The 19796-nt window shown below is 38.8% G+C and carries 14 protein-coding genes and 1 pseudogene; 9 read left to right on the forward strand and 6 right to left on the reverse strand.

What is annotated here, in order from left to right:
• Positions 1-18: 18 nt before the first annotated feature.
• From aroA to gyrA, 3 genes are all read right to left on the reverse strand, one after another.
• Positions 19-1296: a 3-phosphoshikimate 1-carboxyvinyltransferase gene (gene aroA / locus I6E70_RS12065; RefSeq protein WP_197188803.1), complete on the reverse strand. Its 1278-nt coding sequence runs from the start codon at positions 1294-1296 to the stop codon at positions 19-21.
• Positions 1296-2378, reverse strand: coding sequence for a 3-phosphoserine/phosphohydroxythreonine transaminase (serC, locus tag I6E70_RS12070; RefSeq protein WP_197151488.1), 1083 nt, complete (start codon positions 2376-2378; stop codon positions 1296-1298). The genes aroA and serC overlap by 1 nt, the downstream gene beginning before the upstream one ends.
• Positions 2379-2699: 321 nt before the next feature.
• Complete coding sequence (gyrA, locus tag I6E70_RS12075; RefSeq protein WP_007583046.1) at positions 2700-5399, reverse strand: DNA topoisomerase (ATP-hydrolyzing) subunit A; 2700 nt, start codon at positions 5397-5399, stop codon at positions 2700-2702.
• Positions 5400-5575: 176 nt separating this feature from the next.
• On the opposite strand from gyrA, the gene ubiG reads away from it, so the two are divergent.
• The 5 genes from ubiG (at position 5576) to yfaE (ending at position 11782) form a co-directional block, all read left to right on the forward strand.
• Positions 5576-6286: a bifunctional 2-polyprenyl-6-hydroxyphenol methylase/3-demethylubiquinol 3-O-methyltransferase UbiG gene (gene ubiG / locus I6E70_RS12080; RefSeq protein WP_169043589.1), complete on the forward strand. Its 711-nt coding sequence runs from the start codon at positions 5576-5578 to the stop codon at positions 6284-6286.
• Positions 6286-6966: an HAD family hydrolase gene (locus tag I6E70_RS12085; RefSeq protein ID WP_007583042.1), complete on the forward strand. Its 681-nt coding sequence runs from the start codon at positions 6286-6288 to the stop codon at positions 6964-6966. Before ubiG ends, I6E70_RS12085 begins: the two co-directional genes overlap by 1 nt.
• Before the next feature lie 1065 nt (positions 6967-8031).
• Positions 8032-10314 (forward strand): class 1a ribonucleoside-diphosphate reductase subunit alpha, encoded by a 2283-nt coding sequence (gene nrdA, locus I6E70_RS12090; RefSeq protein ID WP_010552863.1) that lies wholly within the window; start codon positions 8032-8034, stop codon positions 10312-10314.
• A 65-nt stretch (positions 10315-10379) separates the two neighbouring features.
• Positions 10380-11510, forward strand: coding sequence for a class Ia ribonucleoside-diphosphate reductase subunit beta (gene nrdB, locus I6E70_RS12095; RefSeq protein WP_007583038.1), 1131 nt, complete (start codon positions 10380-10382; stop codon positions 11508-11510).
• Positions 11510-11782: a class I ribonucleotide reductase maintenance protein YfaE gene (gene yfaE, locus I6E70_RS12100; protein ID WP_024590148.1), complete on the forward strand. Its 273-nt coding sequence runs from the start codon at positions 11510-11512 to the stop codon at positions 11780-11782. The genes nrdB and yfaE overlap by 1 nt, the downstream gene beginning before the upstream one ends.
• A gap of 35 nt (positions 11783-11817) precedes the next feature.
• Here yfaE and I6E70_RS12105 read toward each other — a convergent pair whose 3' ends face one another.
• Together I6E70_RS12105 and I6E70_RS12110 are read right to left on the reverse strand one after the other, a co-directional pair.
• Complete coding sequence (locus tag I6E70_RS12105) at positions 11818-12405, reverse strand: DUF1287 domain-containing protein (RefSeq protein WP_197188804.1); 588 nt, start codon at positions 12403-12405, stop codon at positions 11818-11820.
• A 27-nt stretch (positions 12406-12432) separates the two neighbouring features.
• A pseudogene (locus I6E70_RS12110) lies at positions 12433-12905 on the reverse strand (hypothetical protein).
• A gap of 293 nt (positions 12906-13198) precedes the next feature.
• On the opposite strand from I6E70_RS12110, the gene I6E70_RS12115 reads away from it, so the two are divergent.
• On the forward strand, positions 13199-13609 hold the full coding sequence (locus I6E70_RS12115) for a hypothetical protein (protein ID WP_024597258.1): 411 nt from the start codon (positions 13199-13201) through the stop codon (positions 13607-13609).
• Between the two features lie 565 nt (positions 13610-14174).
• Positions 14175-15170, forward strand: coding sequence for an alpha/beta fold hydrolase (locus I6E70_RS12120; protein ID WP_197188805.1), 996 nt, complete (start codon positions 14175-14177; stop codon positions 15168-15170).
• Between the two features lie 136 nt (positions 15171-15306).
• On the opposite strand, the gene I6E70_RS12125 is transcribed toward I6E70_RS12120, so the two are convergent.
• A complete protein-coding gene (locus I6E70_RS12125) occupies positions 15307-15735 on the reverse strand; it encodes a hypothetical protein (protein WP_007586178.1) in 429 nt (142 codons plus the stop codon).
• Positions 15736-16398: 663 nt separating this feature from the next.
• Between I6E70_RS12125 and I6E70_RS12130 the strand changes: the two genes are divergently transcribed.
• Positions 16399-16788 carry a YkgJ family cysteine cluster protein gene (locus I6E70_RS12130; RefSeq protein ID WP_024590141.1) on the forward strand — a complete coding sequence of 130 codons (390 nt, stop codon included), beginning with the start codon at positions 16399-16401 and terminating at the stop codon, positions 16786-16788.
• Positions 16789-17003: 215 nt separating this feature from the next.
• Complete coding sequence (locus tag I6E70_RS12135; RefSeq protein WP_197188806.1) at positions 17004-19373, forward strand: TonB-dependent receptor; 2370 nt, start codon at positions 17004-17006, stop codon at positions 19371-19373.
• The last annotated feature ends 423 nt before the right edge of the window (positions 19374-19796 follow it).

Consider the following 19796-nt stretch of genomic DNA (forward strand, 5'->3'; position numbering starts at 1 on the left):
TAATTACTTCTAATTAGCTTATTCACTGACTGACGCTAAAACATTGAAAAATGTAGGAAATGTTTTATAGGTACACTTTGGATCATTAATCGTTATTGGCTTTCCACCAACGGCAACCATTGCAAAACACATGGCTATACGGTGATCGTCGTAAGTGTCTATTGCTACATCGTTGAAGTGTTTAGGCGGTGTGATTTCTATAAAGTCATGCCCTTCTACCACTTCTGCACCTACTTTTCTAAGCTCAGTTGCCATCGCATATAAACGGTCTGTTTCTTTTACTCGCCAGTTATAAATGTTACGAATGGCAGTTGGGCCTTTAGCGAAAAGAGCAACAGTTGCAAGGGTCATAGCAGCATCAGGAATTGCATTAGCGTCAATATCTACGCCTTTTAATTCGCCTTTGCGAACAACTAAACGCTCATCATACCAATCGATTTTTGCGCCTACTTGCTCCATTACTTTAGCAAAGCCTATATCACCTTGAACTGATTTAGCACCCACGCCTTTAATTTCAATCTCGCCGCCAGCAATTGCAGCCGCAGCAACAAAGTAAGAAGCAGAAGATGCATCGCCTTCAACCATAATTCGTTCGAGTGATTGATACTGTTGACCACCGTTAACTTTAAAAGTTGCATAATTACTGTGTTCAACACTAACACCAAAACGTGCCATTACATCAAGCGTAATATCAATATAAGGTTTAGATACTAAAGTACCTTTAATCGTTATCGTTGTATCACCGCTAAATAATGGCGCTGCCATTAATAGAGCCGTTAAAAATTGACTTGAAATACTACCGTCAATTTCAACCTCACCACCTTTTATTTGACCACCTACAATTTTAAGTGGTGGATAGTCTTTGTGTTTTGTATAGGTAACATCACCACCAAGCGCTTGTAGAGCATCAACTAAGTGACCTATCGGACGCTCTTCCATACGTGGCTCGCCAATTAGCTCATACTCACCAGCAACGGCAGCAAGTACAGCCGTTAAAGGTCTGTAAGCAGTACCTGCATTACCTAAAAACAAGGGCTCAGTAGGTGTATTAAACACACCACCAACTCCCTTTACGGTCGCTACAGTGTGTTCATCATTTAAAGTTACATTTACGCCTAATAACTTTAAAGCACCCAGCATATGGCGTATATCGTCACTATCAAGTAAGTTTTCTACAACGGTGGTACCGTTTGCCAGTGCTGCTAATAATAAAATTCTGTTCGATAGACTCTTTGAACCTGGTAGGGTTACCGTGCCATTTACTTTAGAAATAGGTTCTAAACGGAGCTGCTCCATTAGCTGTGCTCCTTTGCAAATGCAGCCATAAAATCTACAAGTGCTTGAACACCTTCAAGAGGCATAGCGTTATAAATACTTGCGCGCATACCGCCCACAATTCTGTGACCTTCAAGTGCAAGTAAACCGGCCTCGTTTGATTGAGCAACAAATTTGCTATTTAAGCTTTCATCGTTTAACCAAAATGGAACATTCATGCGTGAGCGGCAATGTTTAGCGACTATATTTGAATAAAAATCTGAGTTATCGATAAAATCATACAGTAAATTTGCTTTAGCAATATTTTGTGCTTCCATGGCTTTTACCCCACCATTGCTTTCAAGCCATTCAAATACTTCAGCCGCTAAATACCAAGCAAAGGTAGGTGGGGTATTAAACATACTGCCCTGCTTTGCTTCAAGTGCGTAATCTAAAATACCGGGCTTTGGCAAACCTTCGCGCTCAAGTAATGCTTTACGAACAATAACAATTGATATGCCCGATGGACCGATATTTTTTTGCGCACCAGCGTAAATCAAATCAAATTTATTAACGTCTATCTCACGCGATAAAATAGTTGAAGACATATCAGCAATAATCGGAGCTGTTGGGTGGCTTGGTACATCAAAAATCTCTAAGCCATCGACAGTTTCATTAGGGCAATAGTGGATGTACGCAGCGTCTTCTGGTAATTCCCAATCAGCAACGTCTTTAATTGAAAACTCACCATCAGCATCATTACGGACATCCGTAAAAGACGTTTGAGTAAACTTATTCGCTTCATCTCTGGCGCTTTTCGACCATACGCCATTCTCGCAATAAAACGCTGTTTTGCCTTCTTGGTGTAAGTTTAATGGCACAGCACTAAACTGGCCACGACCACCACCATGCATAAACAGCACTTCAAATTCATCACTAATATTCATTAGGCGACGAAGGCTAGCTTCACATTTAGCTGTAAGCGCTAAAAACTCTTTACTGCGATGGCTAATCTCCATCACAGACACACCTAGGTCTTGCCAATCTAGAAACTCTTTTTGCGCTTTTTTCATAACCGCTTGCGGAAGCATAGCTGGCCCCGCACAAAAATTATATTTACTCATTACCTTTGCCTCATTCCAGTAATTTAACTACTAAGCATGAACATTTAATACCAATCCGCTAAACCTTTAAAATTTAATGAATAATACCAATCCGCAATAATACTTAATCATTTTGCGGGGCTAAACGTGTCGCTACTTGCGTTAAAAAATTCTCATTTAGAACAACTAAATAGCGAATTTTTTGCCTAGCTATCAACACGTTTTTCCACCCTCAAAATAGATCTCTTAATTAAGCGAATTGGTATGAGTATAATTTCACACCCTATTAATTTTTTTCAACAACATTAAAAAAAGCGGCCAAGGCCGCTTTTTCAATATCAATTATTCTGAAGGAGGATTATCATCCGCTACTTCATCAATAACCGTATCTACTGTTTCAACGTCTTCAATATCAATTAAGTCACTTTCTGTAACTTCAATCTCTTCTATACGTTGTAAACCAACTACTTGCTCTCCGTCAATAGTTCTGATCAAAATAACACCTTGTGTGTTACGTCCAACCGTTGAAACTTCATTAACGCGAGTTCGTACTAAGGTACCACGATTCGAAATAATCATTATTTCATCGTTGTCATCAACTTGCACAGCACCAACAACAGCACCGTTACGTTCACTCACCTTAATTGATACAACACCTTGTGTTGCACGACTCTTAGATGGGTAATCTTCAAGTTGTGTACGCTTACCGTAACCATTTTCAGTTACTGTTAGAATAGCACCGTCAGTTTTTGGTACAATTAACGATACTACGCGTTGCTCGTCTGGCATTTTAATACCACGAACACCTGTAGCAGTACGACCCATTGGGCGAACACCTTTGAAGCGAATCTCAGGGTTACCTTCTTCGTCTAATACTGGGTTGCCGTTTTCATCAACAACTGTTGTTTCTTCAGCTTCTTTGAAGCGTACAACTTTACCTGCATCAGTGAACAACATAATTTCGTTGCTACCATCGGTAATATCAACACCGATCAAGCTATCGCCATCATTTAAGTTAACAGCAATAATACCGCTTGCACGTTGACGACTGTAAGCCGTTAATGGTGTTTTCTTAACTGTACCGAATGCAGTTGCCATAAAGATATATTTATCTTCTGCGTACTCGCGTACTGGCAATATAGCAGTAATACGTTCATCAGCTTCAAGTGGTAACAGGTTAACAATTGGCTTACCGCGCGCTGCACGACTTGCTAGTGGTAACTGATACACTTTAAGCCAATATAAACGACCGGCCGTAGAGAAACATAAAATAGTATCGTGTGTATTTGCAACTAACAGACGTTCAATGAAATCTTCATCTTTCATCTTCGTTGCTGACTTACCTTTACCACCACGACGCTGTGCTTCGTAATCAGACAATGCCTGATACTTCACATACCCTTCGTGAGAAAGCGTTACAACAACGTTTTCTTCGGTAATTAAGTCTTCAAGGCTGATATCGTGAGCCGCTGCATTAATTTCTGTACGACGTTCGTCGCCATACTGCGCTTTAATTTCAACTAGTTCGTCACGAATAACTTCCATCAAACGCTCAGGTGTTGCCAAAATATAAAGTAGCTCAGCAATTAACTCTAATAACGCTTGATATTCAGTTAAGATTTTTTCGTGTTCAAGACCAGTCAGCTTGTGTAAACGCAAATCTAGAATTGCTTGAGCTTGTTGCTCAGAAATATAGTATTGACCGTCGCGAATACCTAAATCATCAGCAAGCCAATCTGGACGGGCTACATTATCTTCGCCTGCTTTTTCAAGCATACCTTGTACATGACCTAATTCCCACGGACGTGCAGTTAAAGCAATTTTAGCTTCAGCAGGTGTAGGTGATTTACGAATAAGCTCGATAATTGGGTCAATGTTAGCAAGCGCAATTGCTAAACCTTCAAGCGTATGAGCACGGTCACGCGCTTTGCGTAAATCAAACACGGTACGACGAGTTACTACTTCACGGCGGTGAATAATAAACTCTTCAAGCATTTCTTTTAGATTAAAACACTTAGGTTGGTTGTTAATTAATGCAACCATATTCATACCAAACACAGTTTGTAACTGAGTTTGTGAATACAAGTTATTTAAAATAACTTCGCCTACATCACCACGTTTAATTTCAATAACGATACGCATACCGTCTTTATCTGATTCATCACGTAGTGCACTAATACCTTCAATTTTCTTATCTTTAACAAGCTCTGCAATTTTTTCAATTAAACGGGCTTTATTAACTTGATAAGGAATTTCGTGAACGATGATTGTTTCACGGCCTGTTTTTTCATCGGTTTCGACGTCGGCGCGTGCACGCATGTACACTTTACCACGGCCAGTTAAATAGGCTTGTTCAATGCCTTTTTTACCGTTGATAATTGCAGCCGTTGGGAAATCAGGACCAGGGATATAATCCATTAACTCTAAAATAGTTAAATCAGGATTTTGAATAAGTGCCAAACAACCGTTCACAACTTCAGTTAAGTTATGTGGTGGTATATTTGTAGCCATACCTACTGCAATACCCGACGAACCATTCACTAATAAATTAGGGACTTTCGTAGGTAACACGTCAGGGATGAACTCAGTGCCGTCGTAGTTAGGAACGAAATCAACCGTTTCTTTTTCAAGATCGGCTAATAACTCATGCGACATTTTTGCCATACGTACTTCTGTATAACGCATTGCCGCTGCTGAATCACCATCAACCGAACCGAAGTTACCTTGGCCATCTACAAGCATATAACGTAGTGAGAATGGCTGAGCCATACGAACTATCGTGTCATAAACTGCACTGTCGCCGTGTGGATGGTATTTACCGATTACGTCACCGACCACACGGGCCGATTTTTTGTAAGGCTTGTTCCAGTCATTACTAAGCTCGTTCATTGCAAACAAAACGCGGCGATGAACAGGTTTTAAGCCGTCACGTACGTCTGGTAATGCACGTCCTACTATTACGCTCATTGCGTAATCTAAGTAGGAGTTTTTTAACTCGTCTTCAATATTGACTGGCAGAATTTCATTGGCGAGATCAGTCATTTGATATCACATTCCTTCAGTATCAGCTCTCAACAACCCGGTATTGGGTATTAAGAGTATTGTTATTATTTCTAACAGCCATGCTATCACAATTAATTTTAATTTACAGGCGCAAAACTTTGCGATTTATCAATTTAGCCCTATATAATGGCCTCAGATTGACGAGGAAGTATTTTATGACCGAACATCAAAATGTAGATCACGCAGAAATAGCAAAATTTGAAGCCATCGCTGAGCGTTGGTGGGACCTAGACGGAGAATTCAAACCTCTTCACGAAATTAACCCGTTACGTTTAGACTTTATAGCAAACAAAACGCAAGGCTTATTCGATAAAGAAGCACTCGACGTTGGCTGTGGCGGCGGTATTTTAAGCCAAAGCATGGCGCGTATGGGTGCAAAAGTAACTGGCATCGATATGGGCCAAGAGCCTCTAACCGTTGCTAAGTTGCACAGTTTAGAAACTGGCGTAAATGTAGATTATATAAAAGTGCCTGCAGAAGAGTTTGCAACACAGTACCCTGAGCGCTTTGATGTAATAACGTGTATGGAAATGCTTGAGCACGTTCCCGACCCAGCATCTATCATTCATGCTGTAGCTGCACTTGCCAAACCAGGCGCGGACGTGTTTTTTTCAACCCTGAACAAAACACCTAAAGCATATTTATACGCGATTGTTGGCGCTGAAAAACTCTTAAAAATGGTGCCTGAAGGTACACACGACCATAAAAAGTTTATAAAGCCTGCACAACTTATTGCATGGGCAGAGCAAGCCGGTTTAAAAGTTCGTGCAAGTACAGGGCTTTCTTATAACCCACTATCAAAGCAATATACGCTCAATAGTGACGTTAGCGTAAATTACATACTTTATTTTGAGAAGTTAGCTTAATGGCTAACTCTCAAGCCCCCCTACCCCTTATTGAGTACGATGCATTTTTATTTGATTTAGACGGCACCCTACTCGACACCGCTGATGATTTAGGTGCCGCTTTAAACGCAGTTCTTATTAGCAATAAAATAGAACCTGTTAGTAGTGATATATACCGTCCTGCGGCATCTAACGGCGCAGGCGCATTATTAGAGGCTGGTTTTAAAGAATTATGGGCTAAACAACCCCAAAGCGAGCTTATAAAGCAATTAGTTGACGAGTACGCCACAAACATAGCAAATCACACACGTTGCTTCAGCGGAGTTGAATCGTTACTTATCGCCCTTGATCAGAAAAAGATCAAATGGGGGATCATGACTAATAAACCAGGGTTTTTAACCGATCCTTTAGTGGCAGCTATTCCCGCATTAAAAAATGCCAGTGTGGTAATAAGTGGCGACACATTAGCTGAAGCGAAGCCATCACCTCTACCACTGCTACATTGTGCAAAGCTTATGCAGGTAGAACCAAGCCGTTGTTTATACATTGGTGATGCACAACGTGACATACAAGCAGGCAAAGCGGCAGGTATGCATACCGCAACGGCACTTTGGGGTTACATCCCAAGTAAAGATGAAGCGATAGCTTGGGAAGCCAATTTTAACTGGCTAAGCCCAATTGATGGTTTTAACCATATATAGTGCTATGTTAATTATTAAACACTATATATTGTGATTATGTTAGTTTTCACACAAAGCTTGCTGATAAAAAAAGCAGTCAGAATTTATTTTTAAAATGCGTAAATTTAGCAGATCATTAGTTTACTTTTTAAACGCCTTTGGTTGAGTGGTCGTTTAAGTGTGAGCGTCTACTAACACAAATACGCTATACCGAAGTTATCCACAAATAGGGGCAATTATGTCCCTTGCAAAACAACTCAGACCACATTAGAGTTTTATTAACACTTTGATGGGATTGATATTTCAATTAAGTGGAGGGGCTAACACCATACTCAAATTTTGAATATGATGTTAGCAAAGACACTTGCTCGAGTTTTAAGAAAGTGCCCAAGTTTGGAAGTTTGAGCGTAACTTATTCTTATATTCTCAGCAAGTGACTAACTCAGATTTAGGATAACTAAAATTGAAGTTCAGTTTATCTATAGAAATATCAGAAAGTGTAATAATAGGTATTTTTAAAATTATTACACTGAGCAGCATGCTCTTTGTATAAATTTAAATGGGCTATCTTTTAGCCCATTTCTATATCTTCCCTCTAATTATGCTTTTTATTTATAAAAGCGTTCAACCATGAACACTAAACAACTCACTTAGATAGTGCACTGAAACCATATATAGTGCTATGTTAATTAATAAACACTATATATTGTGATTGTGTTAGTTTTCACACAAAGCTTGCTGATAAAAAAAGCAGTCAAAATTTATTTTTAAAATGAGTAAATTTAGCAGATCATTAGTTGATTTTTGCATATTTCAACTTAAATGATTGTTCGAAGGTGAGTGTCTACTAACACAAATGCGTTATCCCAAAGTTATCCACAAACAGGGGCAATTATGTCCCTTGCAAAACAACTCAGACCACACTATCTTGTGATCTCTAAATTGAACAACACCAGATATTGTGGCCAAATGTTATTCAATTAAATTCGCCAATACGGTGAAACCTATAATAAATGAGTATGTACCTTGCTTCGGCGAGGCATAAAGCATTGGTCAAAATACATAATTCCCAAGGAATACAGGCAAATGAACCAACAGTTATCTGTAAGCAAACGTGACGGGCGCAAAGAACCTCTTGATCTGGATAAGATCCATCGCGTTATTGAATGGGCCGCCGAAGGTTTAAGCAACGTTTCGGTTTCGCAAGTTGAATTAAAATCGCACATTCAGTTTTACGACGGTATTCGTACTAAAGACATTCACGAAACCATCATTAAAGCAGCAGCGGATCAGATTTCAAAAGAATCGCCTGATTATCAATACTTAGCTGCACGTTTAGCTGTATTCCATTTACGTAAAAAAGCGTACGGTCAATTTGAGCCACCACGTTTATTTGACCACGTAACAAAAATGGTTGGCGATAAACGCTACGATGCTCACTTATTAGTAGATTACACAGAGCAAGAATTAGACGAGCTTGATGCATATCTTGATCATTCTCGCGATCTTAACTTTAGCTACGCGGCTGTAAAACAGCTTGAAGGTAAGTATCTCGTTCAAAACCGTGTATCGGGTGAAATCTACGAAAGTGCACAGTTTTTATATATTTTAGTAGCAGCGAGCTTATTCTCTGACTACCCACGTGAAACACGCGTTTCTTACATTAAGCGCTTTTACGACGCAGTATCGTTATTTAAAATATCTCTACCAACGCCAATTATGTCGGGTGTACGTACACCTACTCGCCAGTTTAGCTCGTGTGTATTAATTGAATGTGGCGATAGCCTTGATTCAATTAACGCTACATCATCTGCTATTGTTAAATACGTTTCACAACGCGCAGGTATTGGTATTAATGCTGGTCGAATTCGTGCGCTAGGTAGCCATATTCGTAACGGCGAAGCGTACCACACAGGTTGTATTCCTTTTTATAAGCACTTTCAAACAGCTGTTAAAAGTTGTTCGCAAGGTGGTGTACGTGGCGGCGCTGCAACATTGTTCTACCCGCTTTGGCATTTAGAAGTAGAGAACCTACTTGTACTTAAAAATAACCGTGGTGTAGACGATAACCGCGTTCGCCACCTAGATTACGGCGTACAGTTTAATAAACTAATGTACTCTCGTTTAATTAAAGACGACTACATTACGTTATTTAGCCCATCAGATGTGCCTGGTCTTTACGATGCATTTTTTGAAGACCAAGCTGAGTTTGACGCGCTTTACGTAAAATACGAACAAGACGAATCGATTCGTAAAAAACGCATTAAAGCGATTGAGCTTTTCTCTATGTTTGCGCAAGAGCGTGCAAGTACAGGTCGTATTTATTTACAAAATGTGGACCACTGTAATACACATAGCCCGTTCATTGCTAAAGTCGCGCCTATTCGCCAATCTAACTTATGTTTAGAAATTGCATTGCCAACTAAGCCACTTAATAACGTAAATGACGAAGAAGGCGAAATTGCCCTTTGTACACTGTCTGCGTTTAACTTAGGTGCAATAGAATCACTTGATGAGCTTGAAGAGCTAGCTGAACTTGCAGTACGCGCACTTGATAACTTACTTGATTTCCAAGACTACCCAGTACCGGCTGCTAAAAATGCAACTATGGGTCGTCGTACACTTGGTATAGGTGTAATTAACTACGCATACTACCTAGCTAAAAACGGTAAGCGTTATTCAGATGGCAGCGCAAATGCATTAACACATAAAACTTTTGAAGCTATTCAATACTACTTGATGAAAGCATCAAACGAGCTTGCTAAAGAGCGTGGTGCCTGTCCTAAGTTTAACGAAACAACGTATTCACAAGGCATTATGCCAACAGATACGTACAAACGTGATTTAGATAAAATTTGTGATGAGCCACTTCATCTTGATTGGGATACACTACGTGCAAATATTAAAGAGCACGGTATGCGTAACTCAACACTAAGTGCGTTAATGCCATCAGAAACATCGTCGCAAATCTCTAATGCAACAAATGGTATTGAGCCACCACGTGGACATATTAGCGTTAAAGCAAGTAAAGACGGTATTTTAAAGCAAGTTGTTCCTGAGTATGAGCGTTTAAAAGATCAATACGAGCTACTGTGGGACATTCCATCAAACGATGGTTACTTGCAGCTTGTTGGTATAATGCAAAAATTTGTAGACCAAACAATTTCTGCAAATACAAATTATGATCCAAACAAGTTCGAAGGCGGTAAAGTACCTATGCAAGTCTTATTAAAAGACTTACTAAGCGCGTACAAACTAGGTGTTAAAACCTTGTACTACCACAATACTCGTGATGGTGCCTCAGATATGCAAGAAGATACTCCAGAAGTGGAAGATGATGATTGTGAAGGCGGCGCGTGTAAAATATAACTGCTGATTTTTATTTTAAGCGGGCATTTAGCCCGCTTTTTCTGATAGTTTTTTGAGTGATAAACATGTCTTATACTACTTTTAGCCGAAACCATAATAACCAAATGCAAGAGCCAATGTTTTTTGGCCAAACTGTAAACGTATCTCGTTACGACCAACAAAAATACCCAATTTTTGAAAAACTAATCGAGAAGCAACTGTCTTTCTTTTGGCGTCCTGAGGAAGTAGATGTAAGTAAAGACCGTTTAGACTTTCAAGCGTTACCCGATCACGAAAAGCATATATTTTTAAGTAACCTAAAATACCAAACTCTACTTGATAGTGTGCAAGGTCGTTCGCCAAACGTTGCCCTACTTCCTATTGTATCGCTACCAGAGCTTGAAACATGGATAGAAACGTGGGCATTTAGTGAAACGATTCACAGCCGTTCATACACACATATTATCCGTAACGTAACACAAGCACCTGAACTTATTTTTGATGACATTGTTAGCAACGATAAAATTAGCGAACGTGCTGATGCCGTAACTAAATACTACGACGACTTAATCAACTCTGTATCGCTTTACAATTTATACGGTGAAGGCAAGCACGAGATTAATGGTAAAACTGTTATCGTGAATTTGTTTGAGCTTAAAAAGAAACTATACCTAGCTATGATGTCGGTAAATATTCTTGAAGCGATTCGCTTTTACGTAAGCTTTGCATGTTCGTTTGCGTTTGCTGAGCGTGAATTGATGGAAGGTAACGCTAAAATCATCAAGCTTATTGCGCGCGATGAGGCACTTCACCTTTCGGGTACTCAGCATATTTTAAACATTATGCAAGACGGTAAAGATGACCCAGAAATGGCGATTGTTGCAGCCCAATGCCGCGACGAAGCGATTAAAATGTTTGTTGATGCTGCAGAGCAAGAAAAAGAGTGGGCTGAGTATTTATTTAAAGATGGTTCAATGATTGGCTTAAATAAACATATTTTATGTCAGTACGTTGAATACATTACTAATGCACGTATGACTGCCATTGGCTTGCCAGCACAGTTTGAAAATAACAGTAACCCTATCCCATGGATAAACTCGTGGTTAGTGTCTGATAACGTGCAAGTAGCGCCTCAAGAAGCAGAAATTAGCTCATACCTTGTTGGTCAAATAGACTCTCAAGTTGATGCATCAGAATTTGGTGATTTTGATTTATAATGAGTGACAAGTCTACTGCAAGCATAACGCTTGCAGAAAACAGCCAGTGTATAGAATTTACCGCTGGCTGCCCTTCTCTTTTACAGTGCTTAGAGTCCATGAAAATAGACGTCGCATTCCAATGCCGTGAAGGTTACTGCGGCGCTTGTAGAGCAACGTTAGTGTCAGGTAGTGTTGAATATAACGAAGAGCCACTTGCGTTTGTGCGCGAAGGCGAAATACTCCTGTGCTGCTGTAAACCCAATGGCAATGTAAGTATTGATCTGAAATAAAAATCAATTCTTACATCTATCGTTTATTAAACTTATCAATAGTGTGGAACGAACCGGTAATGTCCGGTAATTTTATAATCAAAAAGCATATCGCTTTTTTGCGGACCACGCCCTATATTATGCACAATAAGTGGGTTACCCGTATCTTGAGATAACTCATTAATCACCATACCTATATGAGGTAAATTACCTGGTAACATCCACGTTACTATATCGCCGGTTTTATAATCACTCACTTTGTTGGATTTACTCAATACGTTTGCATGGCGCTCAAAGTAAGCTTGTAAATTTGGAACACGTCGGTGATCTATATTTTTATCAGGCTTAGTTAAGCCCCAAATACGTTTAGATGGATACAGCGCAAAGTTTTTTTGCATGTCTTCATGCACGAGTTTCTGTAAATCGATCCCCAACTTTCTGTAACTTCTAATTATTACATCGGTGCACACACCTATATTTTTAGGTACATCCCCACCAGGGTAGCCAATAGAGCGATAAGCGCCGTCGTAAGACACATCATGAGTTGTACGCTCAAGCAGAGCTGAAACAATATCTTCTTCAAACGATGCTGCATTACTATTAATACACGCTAAAGTAAGTAAACACCCAATAATTCTGTACATATAAACTCCTTTCAACCTAAAATTGAGTTACAGCGTTTGGGCTACGTGCCTAAGCACGTCTATTTTATTGCCTTTACTTGCAAATTGCGTATCCAGCGCATATGCCATTTTTTCAAGCGGAGCGTCATTGTATCCTACATGTTGGATTTCACTAATGTAACGCATCATAAACGCGTCTGGACCAAGTTTAAGCCACTGCGCTACATGCACAAGCTCATGAAAATGAACCCTCAAATCTTTTGCAACCTCAGGAAGTAGATAATAGGTATTTTTATACGTTATACCCGCCGCGTCCATATCGACAAAATCACCTAGGCCCATTTCTCGCAGACCCGCAAAGTCTGGCTTTGGTATTTGGTCTACAACAACGTAATACGCGTTTTTTAAAAACTCGGCAGGATAAAACCATAAAATTCATTACTGAATTTATCACAACTCACTTTTTGACTACTGTATTTTAAATTTGTAGCGTCAATCCAATTTTCTATTTGTTCTAGCACAGCTCCTCTCCTAAAGTACAAATGCAACACACCATGTGTAAACCTTAATCTAATATTGTAGTAAATTTTTTAACCAGCACTTTTAGTATTAACACCTCGCAACTAGCGAAGAAAATAGAACGCATAAAATATCTAAACAAAAAGCTCTAAATCAAAATTATCATATAAGCATAACCGGTCTATAAACAGTAAAAACCTTTTTTATACTTTTTAAAGTGTTATTATTTGTAACTAAAATAGTAACACTTAAAATCATGTATAATTTTACTAATACACTCTTTCGTATGAAAATAATGCGTTTCAGTTCCATTGTCTTACTGGTCATATTAAGTAATACAGTAAATGCTGAAAATATAAAACCGTTCACATCAGATGGCTGTAGTGCTTTTCCGGACGGCACGACAAAAGATAAAAAGTTGTGGCTTGCATGTTGTAAAGCGCACGACTACGCCTACTGGCAAGGTGGCACTTATTGGCAACGTTTAGAAGCAGATAAAGCCTTGCAACAGTGTGTTATTGAAGCCGGCGAAACGAGTATAGCGAACATTATGCTTGCTGGAGTTCGATTTGGTGGCAGCCCTTATATACCATCGACTTTCAGATGGGGCTATGGTTGGCCCTATCCTAGGTTATATCAAGCATTAACAGCTGATGAAATTAAGCAAATTGCTGCTTTAAAAACGGTATTAACCCAAACCAATTAACACATTGTGAAAAACTGGGTTATGCAAATAATATCAAAAGGAATTGAATCACTATGCTTATACTGCTAAGTATCATTTTAACTTTGTTTCCAACGGTAATATCTTATTTTGTTTCACGTAATTACGCTAAAAAGGCTAAAGCGACTAATAAAGGTGCTTACATCAGAGCAGTGATTTGGCCTAGTGTTTTCTCGTGGACACTATTTGCTGCTGTTGGGCACGGTGCAATAATCTTCCCCTTACCTTCAACGTTTGCGCTCGTGTTATATGTGTTTCTATATGACGAACGTGGTATCTATTTCCATCCTCACATATTTTTAAGCCCAACGATTCCAATAGCCGTTTATTTAATAAGCTATTTCAAATACAAAAAAGCGGCCAATAAAGAGCTAACGCCCTAGCCCACTGTTGGCTCATCAGTATCTTGTAAGGTCCAAAGCTTCACTTACTCCTGCTGTACACTTCTTTGCTGTGAAACTACAACGTTATTATCTGAATATAAATGTGTAAATAACAGGTCTGGTAAATAAATAAAGCGTCATTACCAAAAATAACGAGTTTACTTATGCCCCCAGATATACAAAAAAGCCTTAAAGTAAAACCTGCTCACATCGTCTCATTTATTGTGTTTTTATTAGTTTCAATGTCTACGCTTACCGCTCAGGTATATGCCGCTGATGCTGTATGGCCTTCAAAAACCGCTTACAAATATGCAAATGTAAACGGTAAAAAGATATTTTACCGAGAAGCTGGCATCCAGCATAAGCAAACCATTGTGCTTTTACATGGCTATCCGTCGTCTTCACACAGCTACCGAGAATTGATCCCGCTTTTATCAGGTCGTTATCATGTAATTGCACCCGATTATTTAGGCTCAGGATACAGCGAACGCCCAAACCCAGAAACTCAAAAATATACTTTTGAATTACTAGCTCAATACGTTGAAGGGTTACTAACAACGCTTAAAATAAAGCGCTACAGCCTATATATACAAGACTTTGGAGCACCTGTAGGCTTTAGAATGTTGTTAAATAATCCTAATAAACTTGATGCACTTATTGTACAAAATGGTAATGCGTATTTAGAGGGGCTAACCCTACCGAGGCAAGCATTTTTTAAAGCCGCGAATGAAGATAGTTCGAAAGCTCAGCAAGATAAAATTTATTCGTTCACGTCTGAACAAGCCATTATTAATAAGCAGTATTTACGAGACGTACAAAGTAACCCAGAAGTGATGAGCCCAGATAGCTGGACGCATGATCTTCACTTTTTACAAACCAAAGCCGATAGAGTAATTCAAGTGCAATTGCTACAAGATTACTACAACAACCTTCTCGACTATCCAAAGTGGCAAGCTTATTTACGCAAGTACCAACCACCAACGTTAATCATATGGGGTAAAAACGACCCTGCGTTTATAGCCGAAGGCGCTAAAGCATACTTAAAAGATGTACCGAACGCTGAACTGCATTTACTCGATTCAGGGCACTTTAGCGTTGAAGAAAAACCAGTAGAAATTGCAAAGTACATTGTCGATTTTATGAATAAGCTAGCTCAATAATAAGCCTTTCCTTTTGGTTTAGTATTTATAGCGAACATAAAAAAGCGCTGAGGCTAGAAACCATCAGCGCTTTATTAAGCTCAAGCTAAATCCACAAAAATCACATTTAATATGGATAAGTTATGCTTTTATGTATTTAACCTTCTTCTTCAATAAGCGACTCTAGTAGGTCGTGTATTTCAGCTTTAAGCTCTTTGTCTTCAATTTTATTGGCGCTGACTTTAGCATTTTGAAGGTTTTTAATAGCTTCATCTTTTTGGCCAAGCTCAAGCTGTAATGTAGCCATTGAAAAAGAAACCGACGACATGTGATCTTTGTTATTAATCGCAATCGACTTTTCTAATGCTTTTTCGTAAGTAGTAATTGCCTCTTCTAACTCTTCGGTAAAATCAGCTAAAGTTTCCCATTGTACAGGGTGATCTTTTGAGGTGTTTTCGTTTTCAATACAAATAGCTTTTAATTGAGCAAATAACGACTCAAACTTTTCACGGTTATTTTTGTTAGCCGCCGCCATTAAATCTTCTGCTAGATCATGTACCGCTTTATATACTTTTGTATTCATCATCACTGGTTATCCTTTAATGCAGCTAAACTCATTTACTCACTCAATTTAGCTAAAATGTATCATTACAGTCATTATAAAACGTATTTAAACAACTGATTTATTTAATTTGGTGTATAGCGTAATAATACATTAATAATGAACATCGCGTAGGCGTTAAACACTCTGTGATTAAACTTTATCGCAATTACTCTTGGTAAACTTACACGCTGAATAAACTTGCAACCCAATCCAACGTAAAAATGGTCGTAAACACTTTAAGTGCAATGACAACTAAAAATAATAGGATGATTACCGCTTTAGCTTTGCTACTTTTAAGATTGTTCCAATACAATAGCTTTGCATTAAATTCTGTTTTTAACCTAGTGATAGCCTCCTTCATAATAACGCCCTGCTTAGGTATCTGCGCTCAGCAACATTTAACAATCACACAGTTGCTCAAGCGGGGTTTGTAACATTTTTCGCTACCTTTAGAGTAAACCATTAAATAAAGCCTGTACTATATAAAATGTAACAAAGGGTTTTAACTTAAGTTATTGTATCTAACTATTGTTTACACACCCAAAAATTAAAGGATGGGTAAATTCAGTAGAGCGTTAATAATAAATTTGGTGCTACACTAATAACTAACTTAAACTCGTTAACAGCCAACTAAATTAGCAAATTATGAAAGAATGCAACCAGTGTGGTAAATGCTGTATTAAATATGGCGGCGGCGATTTAAGCGCAACGAAAGAGGAAATAGATTTATGGGAGCTCTTTAACCCCGAAATTTATGAATACGTTAAAAACAACGAAATTTGGTTTGACCCAAAAACAGGCCTAAGACTTCAAGTGTGCCCATTTTTAGAAATTGCGCCTAAAAAAGATCCTCTCGCTAAAAACATGTATACCTGCAGCATTTACCTCGACCGCCCAGAAGACTGCCGCCACTACCCTAGTCTTATTTCAGAGATGATCCGCGACGAATGCGAAATGATTGAATCTGTAGATATAACAAATCAGACAAGAGCGCAGCATAAACTAGATGCGATAATGATAGATAGCCGCTATTAAATACATAGATTTACCGGTTAGCGCTATGAGTTCTTCGGTCAAATAGACAAGTTTTCTATTCACAAACCTATTATTTGAATTTTTATAATATTGGCTTAATCGTCATTTTTAGATTATTCATCGCAAAATTAAAAGTTATACTATAACATTGTTGATTCGCTAATTTTGCGGTGTTATATTATATCACAACATAATAACCACGAACCAATATATCCATGACAAAGTTAACATTAATCTCCTCTGCTATTTTTTCTGTTTTATGTTCTCAATCAGCTTTGGCTGCAACCGTTACTGGTAAAGTAATGGATGATAAAAATCAACCAATTAAAAATGCCTCTATCCATGTGCATGGCAAAAACCAAAGCGTTAAAAGTAATGATTTAGGCGAGTTTGCTATCGATATAGATGCAAACAGCCAATTACATATTAGTAAAGACAACTACATAGACTCTCGTATTACTGTTACCGAATCTTCAAATAATCTGTCTGTGTCACTTAAACCAACATCGGTTGAAACAGTGGTTGTTTATGCCTCTGCACTTCATAAGAACAGCCTAGAAATGATTTCTCCTGTAAGTGTGCTATCTGGTGATGAATTAAGAAATAAATCTAAACCAACACTTGGCGAAACTCTTAAAGGTTTACCAGGCGTAAATGCAAGTTACTTTGGCCCTGTATCATCAAGCCCAATTATTCGTGGTTTAGATGGCCCTCGCGTTAAAATCACACAAAATGGATTAGATGCCAGCGATGCGTCGCGAATTGGCCCAGACCACGCGACATCAAGCGACAGCCTAGCGGCAGAGCAAATTGAAGTGTTGCGCGGTCCAAGTACCCTACTTTATGGCTCTGGTGCAATTGGTGGCGTTGTAAACGTGGTTGATAACCGTATTCCTACTAGCAATATCGACGAGCTTACAGGCGCTGCTGAATACAGCCACGATACGGTGTCAAATTCAAACACCGTAGCTGCAAAACTTGAAACAGGTAATGAAGGCTTTAACTTTCATTTTGATGGTACTAAGCGCAGCGGCGATGATTACCAAACACCGACCTTTACTATTGCCGACGATGATGGCGATGTTGAAACCGAAAGCTCGGTAGAAAATACTTTTATTGATAGCGAAACACTCAACTTTGGTACCAGCTATGTTGGCGATCACTTAACGATTGGTTTTTCTTACGGTAGCATTGATACTGATTACGGTATTCCTGGGCATGAGCATCATCACGATCACGAAGGTGAAACTGAAGAAGAGCATGCAGAACATGAAGATGAAGCTGCTGAAGAGCCAGTTTACGCACATTTAGAGCAAGACCGCTGGCAAGGGCTTGTAAGTTACGCTCTTCATAATAACTGGATTGAAACCATCAACCTACGTGTTGGCTATACAGATTATTCACACAGCGAAATTGAAGATGGCGAAATTGGTACTACTTTTAAAAATAAAACGACTGAAGCACGTTTAAATGTAGAGCATAAGTTTGCTAATTGGCACGGAATGATGGGCTATCACTACAGCGATTCTGACTACGATGCAATTGGTGAAGAAGCATTTACACCCGCGAGTGTAACTACAACTAACGCATTATATTTACTAGAAGAGCGTGAATTTGGCGACGTGACAATAGAGCTTGGTGCACGTGTAGAAGATTACAAAATTGAAAGCCAAATCACGGCACACGAACATAGCCACGATGAAGTAGAAATAGATCATAGCGACGAAGAAACTATTGGATACAATAAAAGCTTTACCAATTTAAGCGCCTCTGCCGGTGCCATTTGGCAGTACAAGCCGGGTCATAGTATTGCGACAAGTATTTCTCATTCAGAACGAGCACCACTTTCGGCAGAGCTTTTATCAAATGGTTTACACATTGCAACTGGCACTTATGAGCTAGGTCTTGGTTACAACATTGAAGATAATGAAGCGCATTTTGAGCCAGAAAATATCAAGCAAGAAACTTCAACAAACCTAGATTTAAGCTTTAGGCGTTTTAGCGGTGATTTTGGTTACACCGTTAACTTTTTCTATAACGATATTAAAAACTTTTATTTCCAAGAAAATACGGGTTTAGTTTACGATGAAGAAGATGGTTTAGAATCAGCTATTGGTGCACATGACGATGCTGTTGCGGTTTATCAGTTTACAAGTAAAGACGCAGAGCTTTATGGAATTGAGTTTGACGCACATTACCAAGTAACCCCAAGCGCTATGGTTAAAGTATTTGGTGACTCAACTCGTGCAAAACTAAAAGACGACGAAGGCAATTTACCGCGCATCCCTGCCAATAAATTAGGCTCTGAGTTACAGTACGATTTAGGTGACTTACAACTAACACTGACGGGTACTCATTACTTTGATCAAAACGATGTAACTGCATTTGAAACAAAAACGGACGGCTATACGTTATTTGATGCACAAGCGAATTACCAATTAGGTTTAGGCAGTGTAGATGCACAGCTTTATATAAACGTGGATAACATTACTGATGAGTTAGGCTTTGTGCATAGCTCATTTATTAAAGATAAAGCCCCACTACCTGGCAGAAACTTCCGCTTTGGTGTTCGTGGTTATTTTTAATAATTAAAAATAGTTTTAGTTTATATATTTACAAACCGCATTTTATTAATGCGGTTTTTTTATTTTTAGAATATATAATATCAACACGCAGTAATACTTAATCGATTTGAAGGATTAAACCTGACGCTAACTGCGTTAATAATTTCTGATATACGACTGCATGGATGCTGGAGGTAGAGCAATGCAAGAGCAATTAGTGGGAACAACTAAACAACGAAATTTTTGCCTTGTTATCGACACAATTTTCTTAGCGAAAAATAGATCACTTAATTAAGCTAATTGGTATAAAACTCTTAAATTACATGTCCCGTCCTAAAATACGTTGACGGTTTTAATTGAAGGCCAGTAGCTTTTGCTCCTGGCTTTTTTTGTGCACTTGGTTTGGTGTTTTCATTCCTAAACTCAAATGCGGCCTCATTTCAT

Source organism: Pseudoalteromonas sp. NGC95, from assembly GCF_015864705.1.
GTDB lineage: Bacteria > Pseudomonadota > Gammaproteobacteria > Enterobacterales > Alteromonadaceae > Pseudoalteromonas > Pseudoalteromonas arctica.

Coding starts and splice junctions, on each gene's coding strand:
- aroA (WP_197188803.1), bottom strand. CDS start 1,296: ATGGAGCAGCTCCGTTTAGAACCTATTTCTAAAGTAAATGGCACGGTA.
- serC (WP_197151488.1), bottom strand. CDS start 2,378: ATGAGTAAATATAATTTTTGTGCGGGGCCAGCTATGCTTCCGCAAGCG.
- gyrA (WP_007583046.1), bottom strand. CDS start 5,399: ATGACTGATCTCGCCAATGAAATTCTGCCAGTCAATATTGAAGACGAG.
- ubiG (WP_169043589.1), top strand. CDS start 5,576: ATGACCGAACATCAAAATGTAGATCACGCAGAAATAGCAAAATTTGAA.
- I6E70_RS12085 (WP_007583042.1), top strand. CDS start 6,286: ATGGCTAACTCTCAAGCCCCCCTACCCCTTATTGAGTACGATGCATTT.
- nrdA (WP_010552863.1), top strand. CDS start 8,032: ATGAACCAACAGTTATCTGTAAGCAAACGTGACGGGCGCAAAGAACCT.
- nrdB (WP_007583038.1), top strand. CDS start 10,380: ATGTCTTATACTACTTTTAGCCGAAACCATAATAACCAAATGCAAGAG.
- yfaE (WP_024590148.1), top strand. CDS start 11,510: ATGAGTGACAAGTCTACTGCAAGCATAACGCTTGCAGAAAACAGCCAG.
- I6E70_RS12105 (WP_197188804.1), bottom strand. CDS start 12,405: ATGTACAGAATTATTGGGTGTTTACTTACTTTAGCGTGTATTAATAGT.
- I6E70_RS12115 (WP_024597258.1), top strand. CDS start 13,199: ATGCGTTTCAGTTCCATTGTCTTACTGGTCATATTAAGTAATACAGTA.
- I6E70_RS12120 (WP_197188805.1), top strand. CDS start 14,175: ATGCCCCCAGATATACAAAAAAGCCTTAAAGTAAAACCTGCTCACATC.
- I6E70_RS12125 (WP_007586178.1), bottom strand. CDS start 15,735: ATGATGAATACAAAAGTATATAAAGCGGTACATGATCTAGCAGAAGAT.
- I6E70_RS12130 (WP_024590141.1), top strand. CDS start 16,399: ATGAAAGAATGCAACCAGTGTGGTAAATGCTGTATTAAATATGGCGGC.
- I6E70_RS12135 (WP_197188806.1), top strand. CDS start 17,004: ATGACAAAGTTAACATTAATCTCCTCTGCTATTTTTTCTGTTTTATGT.